Source organism: Streptomyces sp. NPDC111507 (genome assembly GCF_055638955.1).
This window is the reverse complement of record NZ_JBVKBU010000006.1, coordinates 106345-124340: the sequence shown is the minus strand read 5'-3', so window position 1 is coordinate 124340 and position 17996 is coordinate 106345. Positions and strand designations below refer to the sequence as shown.

The following is a 17996-nucleotide window of genomic DNA, read 5'->3' as shown; positions in this document are numbered from 1 at the left end:
CCTACCGGGAGGCCGAGTTGACCGAACCGTGGGTGGCCCTCGAACCAGGAGCCGATCCCGTCGAGCGGGTGCGGGTACTGCGCCGCGCGCACGAGGCGTTCACCGAGGCGGGCACGGTGCCGCGACCGGTGCGCTCCGTGGTGGCCGATTCATGGCGGCGATCGGCACGGGCCGGTGTCGCACCGGACGGCACGGCACGAGTGGAGCTCACGGACGGCGACCTGGGCACCTACCGGGCGGAGCATCCGCTGGCCCGGGTGATGCCGCTCTTCCGGGAGCTCATGGGGACGTTCGCGGCGGACGGCGAGCACCTTCTCGCGGTGTGCGACGCGCAAGGCCGGCTGTTGTGGGTCGAGGGACATCCGGCGACGCGGCGGCAGGCTGGGCGGATGAACTTCGTACCGGGCGCGCGATGGTCGGAAACCTCGGTCGGCACCAACGCGCCGGGAACGGCAGTCGCCGTGGACAGACCGGTGCAGGTGTTCGCGGCCGAGCACTTCATCCGCCGGGTCCAGCCCTGGACGTGCGCGGCGGCGCCGGTGCACGATCCGCGCACGGGGCGGGTGCTCGGCGCGGTGGACATCACAGGCGGGGACGGGCTCGCGCATCCGCACAGTCTCGGTTTCGTGCAGGCGGTGGCGCGGGCCGCCGAGTCCCAGTTGGCGCTGCTCGTACCGGCGGAAGCAGCGGCCGACACGGTCGAGCTGACCGCGCTGGGCCGCGACGAGGCCCAACTGGTCGCGGGCGGCCGGAAGGTCAGGCTCAGCCGCAGGCACAGCGAGATCCTGGTGCTGCTGGCAAGACACCCGGAGGGACTCTCGGGCGACGAGTTGCTGTGCGCGCTGTACGAGGACGAGTCGGTGACGCCGGTGACCCTGCGCGCCGAGCTGACCCGACTGCGCCGGCTGCTCGGCCCCGGCCTGCTGGGCTCGCGGCCCTACCGGCTCACGGGGCCGGTCGAGTCCGACGTGGCGGTCGTCGAACGGCGGCTCGGTACGGGTGCGGTCACGGCGGCCGCGGCGGCGTACGCCGGTCCGCTGCTGCCGGGTTCGGGGGCCCCGGCCGTGGTGCGGTTGCGGCGCCGCCTCGCCGACGGGCTGCGTACGGCGCTCATCGCGCGTCGCGACCCCGACCTGTTGGCGGACTGGGCGCGCGCGCCGTGGGGCGAGGACGACCTCGACGTGTGGCGGGCGCTGGCCGCCGTACGCCCGACGGCGGCGGTGCGGGTCCGACTGGAGGCGCTTGAGCGCGAACAGGCCGCGCCACCGGGCCGACCGTATCCCGCGGCGCTCGCGGCGCGGCGTCGGTCGGTTGCCGGGCAGGGCCGGCCTGCCGCCTCCGCAACGTCGTTGCAACGTCCGCGCTCCTAGCCTCGCGGCGAGAGCTGTCCAACGGCGGGCAGCGCTTCTCCGGGAGGCAGACCAGCATGACCCGTTACGCGGCGCCCGGCACCGAGGGCGCGATCGTCTCCTACCAGGCGCGTTACGACCACTTCATCGGCGGCGAGTACGTGCCACCGGCTCGTGGGCAGTACTTCGAGAACCCGAGTCCGGTGAACGGACAGCCGTTCACGGAGGTCGCGCGGGGCACCGCCGAGGACGTGGAGCGCGCGCTGGACGCGGCGCACGCGGCAGCGCCCGGCTGGGGCCGCACCTCCGTCACCGCGCGAGGCGACATACTGCTGAAGATCGCCGACCGGATGGAGGCGAACCTGGAGAAGCTGGCGGTCGCCGAGAGCTGGGAGAACGGCAAGCCGGTACGCGAGACCCTGGCCGCCGACATCCCGCTGGCCATCGACCACTTCCGCTATTTCGCGGGGGCGATCCGTGCCCAGGAGGGTTCGCTCGGCGAGGTCGACGACGACACCGTCGCGTACCACTTCCACGAGCCGCTCGGGGTCGTCGCGCAGATCATCCCCTGGAACTTCCCGATCCTGATGGCGGTCTGGAAGCTCGCCCCGGCGCTGGCGGCGGGCAACGCGGTCGTCATCAAGCCCGCCGAGCAGACCCCGGCGTCCATTCACTACTGGATGAGCCTGATCGCGGACCTGCTGCCGCCGGGCGTCGTCAACATCGTCAACGGCTTCGGCGTGGAGGCGGGCAAGCCGCTCGCGTCCAGCCCGCGGGTGGCGAAGGTGGCGTTCACGGGTGAGACCACGACCGGGCGGCTGATCATGCAGTACGCCTCGGAGAACATCAAGCCGGTCACGCTGGAGCTCGGCGGCAAGTCCCCGAACATCTTCTTCGACGACGTCTGGGCGCAGAACGACGACTTCCGGGACAAGGCGCTCGAGGGCTTCACGATGTTCGCCCTCAACCAGGGCGAGGTCTGCACCTGCCCGTCACGGGCGCTCGTCCAGCGCGGTCACTACGGCGAGTTCATGGAGGCGGCGGTCGCCCGCACCGAGCTGATCAAGCCGGGCCACCCGCTCGACACCGACACGATGATCGGCGCACAGGCCTCCAACGACCAGTTGGAGAAGATCCTCTCCTACCTGGACATCGGTCGGCAGGAAGGCGCCAGGATCCTCACCGGTGGCGAACGTGTCGAGCACGACGGTGAGTTGAAGGGCGGCTACTACGTCCAGCCGACGATCTTCGAGGGTGACAACCGGATGCGGATCTTCCAGGAGGAGATCTTCGGCCCGGTCGTCTCGGTCACGTCGTTCGACGACTTCGACGACGCCATCAAGACCGCCAACGACACGCTGTACGGCCTCGGGGCCGGCGTTTGGACCCGCGACATCAACACCGCCTACCGCGCGGGCCGTGCGATCCAGGCGGGCCGAGTGTGGACGAACTGCTACCACGCCTACCCCGCGCACGCGGCGTTCGGCGGCTACAAGCAGTCCGGCATCGGCCGCGAGACGCACAAGATGATGCTGGAGCACTACCAGCAGACCAAGAATCTTCTGGTGTCGTACTCGCCGAAGAAGCTAGGCTTCTTCTAAGCGCACGAAAAAAGGCGCCTGACCTGGTCTTTCACCCGTCAGGCGCCTTTCCCTCAGCTTGCCCTCGACCGAGCCCGGCTTGCGTGCTAACTCGCAATTCCTCCCAGACGTGTACCGCTCCTGACCAGTACTTCCGGACCAGTCACGGACCAAACCCACGCTTCAGCCCTCGGTTGCTTCGCCTTGGCTGACACGCCCCCACTCCTGCATCGACTGCCCGATGAGGCGGTTCGCCTGTTGTCGAACGCCGTCGAGGAACTTGGCGTAGCGACGGAAGAGAACCTCGATGCTTTGGCCGGCGCGGCGGGCGCATTCGGCCGGGTCCACTCCGGAGTAGAGCCAGAACGAGATCCCCGCGTGCCGGAGATCGTAAGTGGCTGTTGTTGTTCCGAACTTGAGGAGTGTTGGTCGAACGGGAGTCGCCTGAACTCCCAACCCGACCGGTCCTCCCCCGCCGTCGTGACCTCCGCGTCCATCACATCGAGCGGCAGCATGACCGCGCGCACCGGGTGGACGTCACGTCGCCGAGGTGCCCGGCCGCGCGGCGAGGCCAGAGCGCCCACAGGCACAGGCACGACGCCTGGCGTACCGCCACCACCAGCGTCCTCGCAGCTTGTCACCCGAGCGGTGGGAGGCTTGGACGTCCGCAATGGCCAACCGGCGGCGACTGCGAAAATCGCTGTCCGATCACCAGAGCACGGTGATAGACATCCGGCGTGGAAGAGAATCTTGAGTTCCCCGACCTGTTGCGACTGATCGATGAACGGTCGACCGCCTTCCGCGCCGTGGTCGCCGCCGCGCCCGGTCTCGACGCACAGGTGCCGACCTGCCCTGGGTGGACGCTGTTCGATCTGGTGAAGCACCTGGGCGGGGGAGACCGCTTCTGGGCCGCCATCGTCGGCGCGGGGCCCGCCGACGCGCCGCCGGCCGAGGCCGTCGCCGCGCGCGCCGCGCTGGAAGTGCCGCAGGAGCGTGAGGACCTGCTGGCCTGGCTGGACGCGTCGACGCAGCTTCTGCTGGGCGCCCTGCGCGCGGCGGGACCGGAGAGCGGTTGCTGGACGTGGTGGCCCGCGTCGCAGTCACCGCAGACCGCCGGCGGCACCGCCCGGCACCGGGTCCAGGAGACCGCGGTGCACACCTACGACGCCCAGCTCGCCGGGGGCGCCCCGCAGCCGCTGCCGGTCGAGCTGGCACTCGACGGTGTGGAGGAGTTCCTGTTCACCGTCTGCGCAACGCCGAGTGCCTGGCCGCACAAGCCCACGGCCTTCGACTTCCACGCCGCCGAGGGCCGCTCCTGGCGCCTCACCGTCGACGGCGACGGCGCACGCACCACCCGCATCCCCGCGCCCACCGCCGCGACCGGCGAGGACTCTGACGCAGCCGGTGCCTCCGTCCACGGCACGGCCAGTGAGCTGGTCCTCTACCTGTACGACCGGATCCAGGCCGACTCCTTGCACGTTGACGGAGACGCAGGGCTGCTCGACCTGCTCCGCGCCTGGGAGCCGGAGGAGAAGTAGGACGTAGCGGGGGCGGTTGGCCGCGCCTCGAGCCGGTAGGACACGACTCTTCGCCAGGTTCGTCAGTCGCGGCACCGGGCTCAAACCCGCGAGGCGGCCTCGGGGCGTCACCAAGCCGACCGTCTACCTGGACGGCAGTGCGAATTTGGCCGTCCCAGCGATCACGAGAAGCGACGCGACTGCCGTCGTCCCGATCTCGTCGAGAAGTCAGTCGATCGGGTGACTGCGGCGGCTGCCGTGCATGAGAGCAGGGCCTCTTGGCAGCTCGAAGGGTGTCGAAGCCAACGTGCGGTCCAGGAGGCCCTGTTGTCGCATTGATGGAGATCCTTGAAAACGGCTCTGTCTGCAGTTCCGTGAACAGGCTCAGTGGCCAGTGGGTGGTGTCCCCCACCGTGTCAGTAGGCTCGCGACGTGACGGATCACGGCATTGAGTTCCCGGTCTTCCGACTTCATGTTGTGCCAGCGGTTCTCGCCCTTGCGAGTCCCTCGTGGCAGCGCGATGTCTGGCTGCGGCCGGAGGAGTTCGAGGACCTGGACTACGTGGTCGCTGTTCTGTTCGACGACTTCTGCAACGCAGACGATCCCGCTCCGTGGCTGGGCAAGAGCCTGCGGACGGAGGAGGAAGTCGCGCTTATGAAGGAGCTGGGCAAGGTCTACTCGACCGTGCAGGAAGAAGTAGGTTGCGGTGCCCCGGACGAGGTCTATCTAGACGCTCCAGCCTGGGGCACCGTGATCGCAGTCGCGGGCAGGTTGGCTCAGGTGATGGTCACCAATGACCTCCAGGCCGCGGCTCTCCTGCATGAACAGCTCATCCTTCCTCCCCATCAGAAGCCCACTGAAGGGATATCGACGGCTGAGTGAGGATGCGAGCGCGGAGGAGTCCGAACGAGGCCCGGCCGTACATGGCTCGCTTGAGCGTTTTAACCCGGTTCACGTGGCCTTCGACGACGCCGGAACTCCATGGGAGGGTGAGGCCGGCAGTGACCGCGTCGAGGTCTTGGCGGAGGAAGCCGGCGAAGCCCTTCATCGGCTTCGCGAGCGGTGAGCTCACGCTGTTCCAGCAGTCCCACGACCGACGGCATCCTCGACCTCCACCAAAGCAACGACACGACACGTCACCACTGCCACGAGACCGCCGACCCTATGCCTGACCAGCGAGAACGCAGTCCTCAAGCTCGGAAAGACAACAACCTCTAACTGGCTCTAACAAAAGCTGTTGATCATGTGACTGTTGGCTTGTCTGTTCGTTGGTCCGGTTGTGGGGAAACGTCAGTCGCGGCCTTGGATCGTTTCCGATGAACTGTGGTCGCTCATAGAGCCGTTGCTGCCCAAGCCTGCGCCGAAGCTGGTCGAGGGCAGACCTCGAGTGCCTGACCGGCAGGCGCTGTGCGGGATCCTCTTCGTCCTGCACACGGGGATCCAGTGGGAGTACCTGCCCCAGGAACTGGGCTTCGGTTCGGGTATGACCTGTTGGCGGCGCCTGGCGGCCTGGAACCAGACCGGCGTCTGGGACCAGTTGCATGTGCTGCTGCTGGAGAAACTGCGGTCGAAGGACAAGCTGGACTGGTCCCGGGCGGTGATCGACTCCTCTCACGTCAGGGCTGCCCGGCGGGGCCCAAAAGCGGACCCAGCCCGGTCGACCGAGCACGTCCGGGCAGCAAGCACCACGTCATCACCGACGGCCAGGGCATCCCGCTCGCGGTGTCACTGACCGGCGGAAACCGTGGGCGACGTCACCCAACTTCTGCCCCTGCTCGACAAGATCCCGGCCATCGCGGGCCGGGTCGGCAGACCTCGCCGACGCCCCGATGGGGTCTGCCGCACGATCGGGTGACATCTGAACTGGCTTGCTCTGTGGGGCGGGTGGGAAGGATGTCGCTGTGCCCAAGCCTTATCCGGAAGAGTTCCGTCAGGATGTCGTACGGGTCGCGAGGAACCGCGGCCCGGGCATGACGGTCGAGCAGGTGGCCGCCGACTTCGGAGTCCACGCGATGACACTGTGGAAATGGATGCGCCGCGCGGACGTCGACGACGGGACCAAGCCCGGAACGACCAGCCAGGAGAGCGCGGAACTACGCGAAGTACGTCGGCGGATCAAGCTGCTGGAGCAGGAGAACGAGGTCCTGTGCCGGGCCGCCGCCTACCTGTCGCAGGCTCATCTGCCGGGAAAAGGATCTACCCGCTCGTGAAAGAGCTGGCCGTGGACGGGGTGCCCGTCACGGTGACGTGCCGGGTCCTGAAGCTCGCCAGGCAGCCCCACTACCGCTGGCTCGACAAGCCGGTGACCGGTGCCGAGTTCGAGCAGGCCGCTCGCGCGAACGCGTTGTTCGACGCTCACCGCGAGGACCCGGAGTTCGGCTACCGGTTCCTGGCCGACGAAGCCCGCAGTGTGGGATCCGGCATGGCCGACCGGACCGCGTGGCGGATCTGCCGGGACAACCGCTGGTGGAGCGTCTTCGGGAAGAAGCGCGGCCGGACCAAGAAGGCCGGTCCTCCGGTGCATGACGACCTCGTCCGCCGTGACTTCACCGCGACCGGTCCGAACCGGCTGTGGCTCACGGACATCACCGAACACGCCACCGGAGAAGGGAAGTTGTATCTCTGCGCGGTCAAGGACGTCTTCAGCAAGAGGATCGTGGGCTACTCGATCGATGCGCGGATGAAGTCCCGCCTGGCCGTCGCCGCCCTGGATAACGCCGTGGCCCGCCGCGACAACGTCACCGGGTGCATTCTGCACAGCGATCGCGGATCGCAGTTCCGGTCACGGAAATTCGTCCGGGCGCTCGACGGCCACCAGATGACCGGTTCGACAGGGAGAGTCGGGGCGGCCGGCGACAACGCGGCCATGGAGTCCTTCTTCAGCCTGCTGCAGAAGAACGTTCTCGACCGCCGGCAGTGGGCCACCCGTCAGGAACTGCGGACCGCGATCGTGACCTGGATCGAGAAGACCTACCACCGACGCCGCAGACAAGCCTCACTCGGCCGGCTGACCCCCGTCGAATACGAGACCGTCATGACCACACCGGCCCTCCGGGCCGCGTAACCACACCTGTCACCCAACCCTGCAGCAGACCCATGCGCTGCTGGCCGACCGCGGCTACGACCACGACAAATACCGCCGCCTTCTCTGGGCCCGGGGGATCCGCCCCGTGATCGCGAAGCGAGGCGAGCCTCACGGCACCGGCCTGGGCATCTTCCGCTACGTCGTCGAGCGCACGATCGCCTGGCTCCACGGTTTCCGACGCCTTCGCATCCGCTGGGAACGACGCGACGACATCCACGAAGCATTCCTCGGACTCGCCGTCTGCCTGATCACCCACCGCCACGTACAGCGGCTTTGTTAGGACCAGTAAGTCCAGAGTCCACGCCAAGCGCTGAGTTCACACCACTCGCCCCACAGACAGGCCTCCAGGCCAGGACCCGCACCAGTACACCGGCCAGCCCGGCGGCGCAGCCGACGCGCAGCAGACGCCACACCGCGCCCGATCCCCGAAGCCACCACCCAACCACCGCCCGCCCCCATTCCTCACTCATCCTTCAACCGGCGCAGGAAAAGTGGCAGCAGAGGGGATGTCGGCAGAGCGACCACACGTTTTAGGCTTCTAACCTGTTGTTTCACCGGACAATGCCCTCAGAGATCTTGATTTCCACGTTTTCCCCTTCGTTGGGTCCTCGCGGTTCCGGGAGTCACCTCTCCCCGGGACTCAAACGATAATTTCTGGGTTGTGAGCCGGGCAGGCCGGCACGTTTTCCGACTGGACGGACGGTTCCGCCATGACCTCGCCACGTAAGCCTCGCCTGGCTGACGCCGCCGAGATCGCGGCTGAGCAGGGTCTGACCTCTGCGCGGGTCACCCGTCTCTACAACACGCGCGACCTGAACGGATTCCCCGAGATCGCTGGCATGCGCCGGCGCGCGAGGCTGTGGGACCACGCCGAAGTCACCAAGTGGTTCGCAGACCGGTCCCTGGCGAGACTCAGCGATCACACACCGCCCCCGCGGGACCCTGAGGACCTGCTGAACGGTGTTGCTGCCTAGAAGTTCCTTGGCTACAAGAACATCAACCAGGTCAACAACTACGTCCGCGACCACCCCGGGTACTTCCCCGACCCGGACGTCGTCGAGGAGATGGGCACCCCGGAGCGCCCCTACCACAAGCTGCTGTGGCGGGTGCAGACCCTGCTCGGCTGGAAGGCCACCCGGCCCGGGAGCGGCCAGCACCTCAGCAGCGAACGGTCGGCCAAGGCACTTCCCACCGTTCCGGTCGACGGTGATCCCGACGAGCTGCTGGGAGCGACCCAAGCTGCGGCGCTGCTCGGCTACAAGAGCATCGGCTCCTTCTCCAGCAGCCTCGCCCAGGGCAATCTCCCCCTGATGCAAACACCTGACGCCCTCACGGAGAAGGGCGGGCGCCGGCGGTGGACACGCAAGCGGATCCTCGAGCAGGCCGAAAGACGTAGGCAGAAGAAGTAGGACGCGGTGGTGCGGCCTTGTCCCACCGCCCCCTGAACGCGACACCCGGTTACGGGTCGCTGGTCCCTTGCAAGCCTGGTCCCTTGTGGGCCTGGTGCCGCAACGATGGCCGGCATGGCGTGGTTCGCCACCACGCCCCCGCAACAGCCACGGCTGCTGCGGACCGGCCATCACCCAACTTCTCCAGTGATGTGTCGCAGCGGACGTTGAGCGATTCTCAACGAAGGTTGAGCGATGTTGCGCTGGATCCTGGGCGCCCTACTTGATTTCGCTCGACTGCTCGGCGGAGTGGGAGCGTCGATGGGCTGCGACTCGTTCGCGGGTGGCGCATCGGCGGGAGCAGTAGCGGCGTTCGGGACCGCTGCCCTGGGTGATGAAGGCGCTCTGGCAGGTGGGTGATGCGCAGATCCTGCCGGGCGGACGTTGACGGTCCCAGACGAGGACAGTCAGGGCCATGCAGGACGAGGCGAGGAGCCACTCGTCCCAGAGGGCGTTGTCGTCGTGGTCGAGGTGGGGATGCCAGGGGCTGCTGCCGCCGTGCGAGGTCAGACGGAGGGGTCCGGTGTGTTCCTGCAGGAGGCGGTTGAGGGTGGCTGCGGCGTCATCGGCGTGCTCGGCGGCGAAGACTTGCCGCAAGAGGGCGGCGGCTGCGCGCATCCCGGCAACATCGCGGGTGGTGAGGTCGATGGGGTCTGTCTCACCGTATGCGCGGAGCACGTCGGCGACTTCGGCCGGGTCGGGGCAGTCGTCAGCGAGAACGTTGATCAGGGCGGCGGTCCGCCGAGCCGTGGTCAGCACGGAGTGCCGGGTGGACCAGTCGCCACTGTTGGAGGACACACGTGCAATGTAACGCATCTTGCTAAATTTTGAGTTACCTCCGTAACGTCTTGGTGATGAAAAAGCGTTACTCGCTCCGCTTCTATCTGGCCGGGGCAGTGGCAGCTCGTGCCGGGGACGAGATGTCGGGACCGGCGCTGATGCTGGCGGGATTCGCTCTGGCCGGATCGACTACCGACGCGTCGTCGCTGCTCGCGGGTATCACGATCTCTGCCGCGGTAGGGGGGCCGGTACTCGGGACGCTCCTCGACAGAACACGACGGCCGGGACGCCTGCTGGCTGCGGCTCTCGTCCTGTATGCGGCGGGGCTGGGGATGGTTCTCGTGGGACTGGGCCGGTTGCCGTTCGCTGTCATCATCCTGATCGCAGTGTTGACAGGGCTGTTGGGGCCGGCTCTGTCGGGCGGTTGGACAGCCCAGCTTCCGCGTGTGGTGCCGGGCGACCACCTGCCCCGGGCGAACGCGCTCGATGCCATGACGTTCAGCGTGGCGAGTCTGGCCGGTCCGGCTCTCGCCGGCGGCGTGGCAGAGGCGCTGGGAGCCCCGACGGCCGTGGTGGTCTCCGTGGTGCTCTTCGCCTTGGCACTGCCCGCCGCGTGGATGCTGCCCGCCCGCCCCGGTCGCGCGCCGGACGCTCGGACAACCTCACTGATCAGCGACCTCGCTGCCGGAATGCGGATCATCGTCGGACGGCCGTCTTTGGCCCGAGCGACCCTCACCTCGGTCGTCTCCTGTGTCGCCCAGGGCATGCTGACGGCGTGCATCCCACTCCTGGGCGAGCGCGTCCTGGGCGGAGCCGGCCGTGGCGCGGTGCTGTTCTCCTGCGCGGCGATCTCCGCCCTTGTGGCCAACGCCGTGCTCGCCCGGTTCCCGCGTTCAGTCGCCCCCGACACGATCATCTGGGCCAGTGCTCTCGTCCAGGCTGCCGCGCTGGCGTTGGCCACGTGGCGTCAGCCAGTCGTGCTCATCGTGGCCGTACTCATCGCGGGGATCGGTGAAGGACCCCAACTGGCCGCCCTGTTCACCATCCGCCACCGCGAGGCCCCAGAACACCTCCGGGCCCAGATCTTCACCACCGGCGCCAGCTTGAAAATCACCGGCTTCGCCCTGGGGGCAGCGGTTGCCGGACCGGTCGTGACCCGGTCCCTTCCAGGTGCTTTGGCACTCGCAGCGAGTGCGGCGGTTCTCTCAGCACTGGCCTTCTTCACGATCCCGTCAGCAGCCGTCAACTTGTCGGCGGACCGCGCGATGTCGAGTTGATCAGGACCGCACTTCGTCCCCGGACAGCCAGCCCTGAACGATCACTCAACCTTCGGTGAGAAGACCTACCGGTCATCACCCCTCGGTGAAAATGGTCAACCTTCACTGCGAGGGATCACTCGCGGCGGGGCCGGCCGCCGCTGCGTTCGCACACCTTCGGGCTACCGACGAAACTTGCCTGCCTGCGTTGACGGGATGGGGCGGTGCGCCACGTCCCGGGCTTCCCGGTTGGTCTTCCCGCCGAGCAAGGTTGACGGAGAGGTGACTCGTAACACCGTGACGCCGCCCTGAGATCAGCCCTCACCCATTTCGTCACCAGGGTCACCGTGCCCAGGAGCACTACTGCCGGAGGGTTGTCAGTCCTCCTTCATAGGATCTCGGCATGTCTGATGCCTTCACCGTCTTGTGGACCCATGACACGTGCCGTGCTCTGCGCACGGCGGGTCGCGTGGGCCAGCGGCCGCCGGTCGCCTTCAGCGGCGTCCATTCCTCCCTGCCCGCCTGGTCGGGCGCTCGTGTCGGGGACGAGGTGTACGCGCTGCACGTCAACCGGTGCGTCGTGTACGTGGTGAGCCGGATGCGGGTGACCGGCAGGGAGCGGGGCGACTGCTGCGGCACCGCCCCGGTGACGTGGCAGGACCCGGCGTTTCCCGGGCACGGCGACTGGTCGATGCTTGGCGCCGGCGGCTGCGGCGCAGCAGCGGTGCACGTGGACGCGACGCCCGTAAGCTTCGACATGCAGGTCCCCGGCGATCTTCTGGCCAGGCTTACCTGGCGTAACCGCCGAGGCCAGACCCGCGGTCTGAAGCACGTCGTGGATGGCCGTCTCGAGCGCTCGGTCAGCCTCCAGGGGTTCTACCGTCTGACCGCCGAATCGGCCGGCGAGTTGGCGGAGGTCGTCGGCAACGCCGTCCCTTGATGCCAACGGACGAGCGGGTAGCCGGACCACACTGACTCCTTGCCGAGTGCGCGTCCAAGTACCGGTCAGAAGCCGAACGGATCGTGGCCGCGATCGTGGCCGCGCAGGTGAGGGTCGTCGAATCCCAGGGTGTCGGTGACCGAACTGGCGACCGCGAGACCTGGATCGTTTGGGCCCGGAAGGAAGAATCTTGGTGACCCAACGGCCTTCTCGGTAGTCAAGCGCGGTGTCACCGAGTACATGCTCAGTGAGTACTGCCACAACGACGGCCAGGACGGGCCGGATGACGCGGACGAGTCCGCTGCAGCGGCTGCGCTGCATGCCGCGCATGCCTACCTGTTCGGCTGCCAGGATTTCGCCATCTGGACCAGCAGCCGGGCGGTGGAGGCCATTGACCAGCGTCTCCAGTACCTGGCTGAGCAAGAAGGAGACGAACACCTTCCCGACCCGGACGAGGCACTGGCTGCTGAACTGCAGCGGCAGCTACGGGATCTCGACCTCATCGCAGGCTACTCAAAAGATCTTCGCTACTCCCCTATGGGACTGGGTGTCGACACGTCAATCCGACTCCGCGTCGCGCTACGCGCTCCCCTCTCCAGCCAGTCGACGGAGCGAGGTGTGGCTGACCACCCAGGCGTGGTTCCAGTTCGAAACGCTGGAGCCGCCGGACCAGATCAATTGAGACAGCACACGCCGTACATCCCTCCGGGACCAGATCACCTGAGGTTTCCGACCGTCAGACGTCTCAACTGATCAGATCGCCACAGGTCACAGCACCATCAGAAGACCAGATCCTTTGAGATGGGACACGAGACTGGGTCAACCGACGTAACCCTGTTGAAACGTGGCTTGGGCAAAGTGAGAGTCCCGCTAAGGAGTGTGGAGTTCCCCGCAGGATCGCGGTACATCGGTCTGGAGAGCTGTGACTTTGCTCGACAGGTGTCGCCTGATCGAGCTTTCTGTCGCTTGGAGTTTCGGCGTGCGTGGATGAGCTGCCGGGGGCCCGGCCGACCACTGCGCGCCGCCCGCTACCATCCCTTCGTATGACGAGGCGGGGGTGGCGGCTGGGTGCCGTGGCGGGGGTGGCGGTGCTGGCGGCGATCTGCGCCTCCGGTCCAGAACGCCCAGAGGTCATCCGCACGGCGTCGGACCTCGGCCCCCTCCCGGCCGACCGCTACGGCTACACGCCGCTGGACTACCAGCGATCGCAGCGGGCATCGGCGTTGCTGATCCGGGAGTGCATGGCGGAGCGCGGCCACCCGGACTTCCCGCTCGACCCCCGCTACCCCAGCGACCCCGTCGTCGCCACCGCGGTCAGCACCGACTACGGCGTCCTGGATCTCGCCACCGTCCGCCGCTGGGGCTACGGCTGGGACCCGGAAAAGTCCCTGGCCCTCCGGCCGAAGGGTCGCCGGATGACCAACGCCGAGTATGCGGACTTCCCCGCCTGCAGCGCCGAGGCGAGCCGGCGGCTGATGCGCGGCATCGACCTCAAGCGGGACTGGCTCTACGCAAGCACACGGGCGATCGAGGTCGACAAGGCGGTCAAGCGCGACTCGCGCCTCCGCGCGGCCTGGGATGTGTGGTCCCGCTGTGTGGCAGAACAAGGATTCACCCGCTATCCCGACCCCGTCGCGGCGTACACGGACACCGCCTGGCAGCGGGGCGGGGACGGTAACACCCGGCATACGCAGCGGGAGCGGGCCACCGCCGTCGCGGACGTCACGTGCAAGCGCCGCCACCATACGGCCGAGCTCTGGCACTCCGTACGGGCGCAGAAGCAGGCGGTAGACATCACACGGCACCGCGACCGTTACGCCGCCGGGCTGCAGGCGCTGCGTGCGTACCGGGCCAACATCGCCGAGGTGCTGCGGAAGCTCGGCTAGCGGGGGCGCCTACGCATTACGGTGAGTCCCGCGAGCGCCGACGAACACGCGGCAGCCGCCCAGCGCACTGGTCTTGTGCCCCGCGCATTCCGTCACCCCGAGCACCGCACTTCGTCGGTTCCCCGACTGGCCACGGGAGTTCCCACAGCACACTGCCCTTGCCCGCCTGCGCAGGCTCGTGGTCGGGGTCATGGATGGGGCGACCACGAGGCAGCTCGCGAGACTGTTTCGACTTCGTGGCCATGGTCGGGGCTCCGCGGTCGGGGGTTTGATCGGGGCCCACGGGTTTTCTGATCAGCAGACGAAGACCGCCACGGCTCAAGGATTTGCATGACCAACCCCGCTCTGAGCACCCTGGCCCCCAGCCCTGCTGAACCCCTGCGTCACCAGGTGCTGGCCGGACTCGCCCAGCACCGCATCGCCACCACCAGCCAGTTGCGCCGGATGCTGCGACCGGACGGCACGCGGCAGTTGCTATCCCGCGTGCTGAACGGACTGCGCTCCGACGGTTTCATCGACTGCACGGTGCTGCCGGACGCGAACCGTGCCCGTACCAAAGCCTGGTATCTCACGCAGGAGGGCGCGCGGTTGCCCCCGGGACCTGCCGGTCCTGCGGGGGCGGCCGCCCTACCCCATCACCTCGGATACGGCGGCGTCGCTGAAGACCCCGCACACGCTCGCGGTCGTGCGCACCCATCTGGCCTTTGCCACAGACGCCCGTCGGCTCGGGCACGAGCACGGCCCCTGGGACTGGGCCCCGGAGGTGTCTCACTCCATCGGAGAGGACGAGCAGCTCGTGGCCGACGCTGTCATGTACTACGCCGTCATCGAAAGCGAGCAGCGTCGAAAGCTGCGCGCGTTCGTGGAAGTCGTCCGCACCACGATGAGCAGCGAGCGGCCGGCCGTGAAGTAGATCGAGTACGCCCGTCTGTTCCAGTACGAGGCCCAGCCCGTCGGCCGCCGCAGGCCCTGCCTGGCTCCGCTGGTATCCGGTCTTTCCGCGCGTGCTCTTCGTGCTCACTGATGCCTCCCGGGCCAGGCTGGACGATCGGATGAGCGATCTGCAGGCGATGGTTGCTCAGCACCCCCTCGTGGCGGCCCTCGCCCGCGAAGTTCGGCTCGGAGCCGCCGTACTGGAAGACATCGAACAGCACGGTCCCGCCCAGGCCGTGTGAGTGCCTCTGGCCGGCGGCAAGCCGCGTCCACGGACCGACCTGCAACATCTTCGCTGAGTCTCCTACGCGAACGGGAGGCGCTGAACGGCCGGGCCGAATGAATGCGAACAGCGCACGCGAGGTACACCTGATCTAGAGGCCAGCCATTGAATGGCCACTCGCTACATGTTCATCTTCTGCACGCCCTCCACCCGACCGATCCGCCGGAGGGCGTTCCCATGCCCGGTCCTGCCGGCCATGGGGCGAGCCCGCCGAACTGATGGAGGCGGACACCGACCAGTGGTGGGTCTGGAGGTAGTTGCGGGACTAACTAGTGCCGCATCAGGCAACGTTCGCCCTCACCAGGGAGAGCTAGCCTGGCCCACCCATCGCAGGGAGTGTCAGTAGGCAGTGCGATGCTGACGCCAACAACTCCGCTCATGGTGATCAATTGGGGAGCCGATGCTTGGCGAACGCTCAGGGTCTGACTTGTCCTCGGTCGGCTTCGACTCTGCTTGGTGTGCCACCGACCTGGGTGAATACCGATCCTGCCGCTACACCTATGAGTACTACCCCTACGAGAGCCTGCCACCTCTCGACTCCACCGAGTTCACGGGCGCCTTTCAATGGCTCGGTGGTACCGGCGCACCTGTTCCCGAACAGGTCATGGCGCTCAATCGCTTGGCAGAGAACCTTGCAGCCAAGGGCTTGACGCTGCCTCGGGACTTCGTCACCTTCCAGTCGGACTCGAAACTGCACTGCTCACTGGATGAGGTCTCGGTCACCTGCTGCTGGACCGATATCTCAGAGCCCCTGCCCAGTCCGGTCGAGCCTGGTGCCTTCCTCGTGCGATTCCTGCGGGATCAACAGGACTGCGTCATCTGGTACCTCTACCTCCGTCCTTCGGGTGAGGTGTTCGTGGTGCACTCCTATCTCGACTACGAATACGAATACGAGGCACGGCGCGATGGGGAAGAGACGGAGACCGATCTCGACGATCCGGAGGAGCAAAGGGCCGTAATCCTCTGGTGTGCACCTTCGTTCGAGGAGTTCGCCCGTCGGTTCTGGATCGAGAACCGTCTCTGGCACGCCCTCAACGGCAATGACCTGTCCGGACTCGAGCCTCAGGTGCGTGACTACTTGCGCCACTACGCGCCGCCCGGGATACCCGCATGACCGTGCATTGAACGAGATCATGTGCGGATGGCAGAGCGGGTACGCGTTCGCGAGATCGAGGGCGACGAGGGGCAGCGCCTGCTGCGGATCATCCGTAGAGGCACTGGTTCGGTGGTGATCTGGCGGGGGCCACAGATGGTGCTGTTATCAGCGCAGGGCATGCCCGTGGCAAAGATCGCCGAGGTGACGTTCACCAGCCCGGACCGGGTCCGGACGTGATCCACAACTTCAACGCCGACGGCTTCGACTCGCTCTACCCGAAGTACAGGGGCGGCCGGCCCAGAGTGTTCAGCCTCCCGGAGCGCAGGGAGATCAAGAAGATCGTCAAGTCCAGGCCGGCCGAGCACGGCTTGCCGTTTTCGACCTGGAGCCTGGCCAAGCTGGCTGACTTCCTGGTCGCCGAGGGAGTGGTCGACGACATCAGCCACGAGGGCCTTCGGGTTCTGCTCCGCGAGGAGGGCGTCTCGTTCCAACGCATAAAGACCTGGACGACCTCCCGCGACCCGGACTACGCCGCCAAGAAAGCCCGCGTCGAGCACCTGTACACGATCGCCGATGACGAGGTCATACCCGACGACGGCGAGCCCGAAGTCATCTTCTGCATGGACGAGTTCGGCCCACTGAACCTCCAGCCCCATCCGGGACGGCAGTGGGCCGAACGCGGAGGACTGCACAAGGATCCCGAGCGGGAACCCGGCCCCGCCGACGGGCGACCTGCACTCGCTCGCACGGGGTCAGGTATCTGCTCGCCGCCTACGACTTGGGCAAACACAAGCTCTACGGTCACATCAAGCCGAAGAAGAACCGCATGAGGTTCCTGGACTTCTGCCGCTATCTGCGCAGCCTCTACCCGCCGAAGATCCGGATCGCGATCGTGCTCGGCAATTTCTCCCCGCACCTGACCACGAAGAAGGACACCCGGGTCGATGACTGGGCCACGGTCAACAATGTGGAGCTCGCCTACACCCCGACCAACTCCCCTGGCTGAACCGTATCGAGGCCCGGTTCACCGCTCTGTGTTACTTCACGCTGGCAACCACACCATGGCAGCCGCGGCACGTGCCCGGGACGGCCGGATCGTCACCGCGGTGAACGCCCACCACTTCGCGGGAGGACCGTGCGCTGAGCTGGTTTGCATCGGCGCGGCAGCCGCCCAGGGCGCCTACGAGCTGGACACAATCGTCGCCGTGGGCGACCGCGTCCGAACTGTGCGAATCACCGACTTGCTGCCCGAAAGCTTCGTCTGGGCCGACCACCAGCTCGAGGCCGAGTAAGCCGCGCCACTCAGCCCGAAGTGACAATGCTGGTCGAATGGCCCGAAGGCGCGGAAGCACCCAGCGACTACTGGCTGTCCAAACTGCCCGCCGACCACCCGGTGGCTGAACTGGTCCGTCTGGCCAAGATCCGCCGGCGCATCGAGCACGACTACCGGGATCTCAGGCACGGCCTCGGCCTGGACCACTTCGAGAGACGCTCCTGGGCCGGATGGCATCACCACGTCACCCTGGTCACCGCCGCCCACGCATTCCTCACCGAACAGCGCCTGGCCCCAAAAGCCGATACGGCGGACTCACCCTCTACTAGACCCTCGATGCACTCCAAGACCTGCTGAACTGCTGGACCGGCACCTGCACCTGCACCACCTGCCACCAGTCCCTCCTCCGGGCCAGACGCCAACCAGCAAGATCCACCTCAACTTAACGGAGTCCTACTAGTGGGTCCGGCTCGAGCCGCCCGGGTGGGGGCCGTCGAACGACACTGCAGCCAATGACACGTACGGGGGTGTGGGCCGGTTGCGCCTCAGCTGAGGGCCTTGTCCCACCGC

General features: G+C 67.3%; 14 protein-coding genes and 6 pseudogenes. 18 read left to right on the top strand and 2 right to left on the bottom strand.

The annotated features are described in order from the left end of the window. Nucleotides 1–17 precede the first annotated feature (17 nt). The 4 genes from ACZ7M2_RS24815 to ACZ7M2_RS24800 all read left to right on the top strand — a co-directional run bounded on the left by ACZ7M2_RS24815 (nucleotide 18) and on the right by ACZ7M2_RS24800 (nucleotide 5328). The gene (locus ACZ7M2_RS24815) at nucleotides 18–1370 is read left to right on the top strand and encodes a GAF domain-containing protein (protein ID WP_471597459.1); all 1353 of its coding nucleotides are present in this window, start codon (nucleotides 18–20) and stop codon (nucleotides 1368–1370) included. Between the two features lie 56 nt (nucleotides 1371–1426). Next, nucleotides 1427–2950: an acetaldehyde dehydrogenase ExaC gene (exaC, locus tag ACZ7M2_RS24810; RefSeq protein WP_054228929.1), complete on the top strand. Its 1524-nt coding sequence runs from the start codon at nucleotides 1427–1429 to the stop codon at nucleotides 2948–2950. 716 nt (nucleotides 2951–3666) lie between these two features. Further along, nucleotides 3667–4467: a maleylpyruvate isomerase family mycothiol-dependent enzyme gene (locus tag ACZ7M2_RS24805; protein ID WP_471597109.1), complete on the top strand. Its 801-nt coding sequence runs from the start codon at nucleotides 3667–3669 to the stop codon at nucleotides 4465–4467. 411 nt (nucleotides 4468–4878) lie between these two features. Beyond that, nucleotides 4879–5328 (top strand): SCO4402 family protein, encoded by a 450-nt coding sequence (locus ACZ7M2_RS24800; protein WP_471597108.1) that lies wholly within the window; start codon nucleotides 4879–4881, stop codon nucleotides 5326–5328. On the opposite strand, the pseudogene ACZ7M2_RS24795 reads toward ACZ7M2_RS24800, so the two are convergent. Next, nucleotides 5276–5485: pseudogene (locus ACZ7M2_RS24795) on the bottom strand (hypothetical protein); the annotation flags it as partial. The gene ACZ7M2_RS24800 and the pseudogene ACZ7M2_RS24795 sit on opposite strands and share 53 nt — an antisense overlap. Nucleotides 5486–5725: 240 nt before the next feature. Here ACZ7M2_RS24795 and ACZ7M2_RS24790 point away from each other — a divergent pair. From ACZ7M2_RS24790 to ACZ7M2_RS24770, 5 genes and pseudogenes are all read left to right on the top strand, one after another. Then, a pseudogene (locus tag ACZ7M2_RS24790) lies at nucleotides 5726–6274 on the top strand (IS5 family transposase); the annotation flags it as partial. A 73-nt stretch (nucleotides 6275–6347) separates the two neighbouring features. After that, nucleotides 6348–7510 (top strand): IS3 family transposase gene (locus ACZ7M2_RS24785; RefSeq protein WP_471597107.1). Its coding sequence is split into 2 segments (ribosomal slippage): nucleotides 6348–6632 and nucleotides 6635–7510, totalling 1161 coding nucleotides; the frame shifts between segments, so codons are not numbered across the junction. 37 nt (nucleotides 7511–7547) lie between these two features. Next, nucleotides 7548–7811, top strand: a pseudogene (locus tag ACZ7M2_RS24780) (transposase); the annotation flags it as partial. A gap of 430 nt (nucleotides 7812–8241) precedes the next feature. After that, nucleotides 8242–8505, top strand: a complete 264-nt coding sequence (locus tag ACZ7M2_RS24775) for a hypothetical protein (RefSeq protein WP_471597106.1) — start codon at nucleotides 8242–8244, stop codon at nucleotides 8503–8505. Nucleotides 8506–8595: 90 nt separating this feature from the next. Beyond that, a complete protein-coding gene (locus ACZ7M2_RS24770; protein ID WP_471597105.1) occupies nucleotides 8596–8940 on the top strand; it encodes a hypothetical protein in 345 nt (114 codons plus the stop codon). A gap of 258 nt (nucleotides 8941–9198) precedes the next feature. On the opposite strand, the gene ACZ7M2_RS24765 is transcribed toward ACZ7M2_RS24770, so the two are convergent. Beyond that, nucleotides 9199–9795: a CGNR zinc finger domain-containing protein gene (locus tag ACZ7M2_RS24765; protein ID WP_471597104.1), complete on the bottom strand. Its 597-nt coding sequence runs from the start codon at nucleotides 9793–9795 to the stop codon at nucleotides 9199–9201. 38 nt (nucleotides 9796–9833) lie between these two features. On the opposite strand from ACZ7M2_RS24765, the gene ACZ7M2_RS24760 reads away from it, so the two are divergent. The 9 genes and pseudogenes from ACZ7M2_RS24760 to ACZ7M2_RS24720 all read left to right on the top strand — a co-directional run. Then, on the top strand, nucleotides 9834–11036 hold the full coding sequence (locus tag ACZ7M2_RS24760; protein ID WP_471597458.1) for an MFS transporter: 1203 nt from the start codon (nucleotides 9834–9836) through the stop codon (nucleotides 11034–11036). Between the two features lie 382 nt (nucleotides 11037–11418). Then, nucleotides 11419–11955: a hypothetical protein gene (locus ACZ7M2_RS24755; protein WP_471597103.1), complete on the top strand. Its 537-nt coding sequence runs from the start codon at nucleotides 11419–11421 to the stop codon at nucleotides 11953–11955. Nucleotides 11956–12084: 129 nt separating this feature from the next. Continuing rightward, nucleotides 12085–12708: a hypothetical protein gene (locus tag ACZ7M2_RS24750; protein WP_471597102.1), complete on the top strand. Its 624-nt coding sequence runs from the start codon at nucleotides 12085–12087 to the stop codon at nucleotides 12706–12708. Nucleotides 12709–12998: 290 nt separating this feature from the next. Continuing rightward, the gene (locus tag ACZ7M2_RS24745; RefSeq protein ID WP_471597101.1) at nucleotides 12999–13841 is read left to right on the top strand and encodes a hypothetical protein; all 843 of its coding nucleotides are present in this window, start codon (nucleotides 12999–13001) and stop codon (nucleotides 13839–13841) included. A gap of 330 nt (nucleotides 13842–14171) precedes the next feature. Further along, nucleotides 14172–15016: pseudogene (locus tag ACZ7M2_RS24740) on the top strand (replication-relaxation family protein). 441 nt (nucleotides 15017–15457) lie between these two features. Beyond that, the gene (locus ACZ7M2_RS24735; protein WP_471597100.1) at nucleotides 15458–16171 is read left to right on the top strand and encodes a hypothetical protein; all 714 of its coding nucleotides are present in this window, start codon (nucleotides 15458–15460) and stop codon (nucleotides 16169–16171) included. Between the two features lie 27 nt (nucleotides 16172–16198). Beyond that, nucleotides 16199–17212: pseudogene (locus ACZ7M2_RS24730) on the top strand (IS630 family transposase); the annotation flags it as partial. Continuing rightward, on the top strand, nucleotides 17188–17445 hold the full coding sequence (locus ACZ7M2_RS24725; protein WP_471597099.1) for a hypothetical protein: 258 nt from the start codon (nucleotides 17188–17190) through the stop codon (nucleotides 17443–17445). The pseudogene ACZ7M2_RS24730 and the gene ACZ7M2_RS24725, both read left to right, overlap by 25 nt. 14 nt (nucleotides 17446–17459) lie before the next feature. Next, nucleotides 17460–17783 (top strand): annotated as a pseudogene (locus ACZ7M2_RS24720) (IS701 family transposase); the annotation flags it as partial. Nucleotides 17784–17996 lie beyond the last annotated feature (213 nt).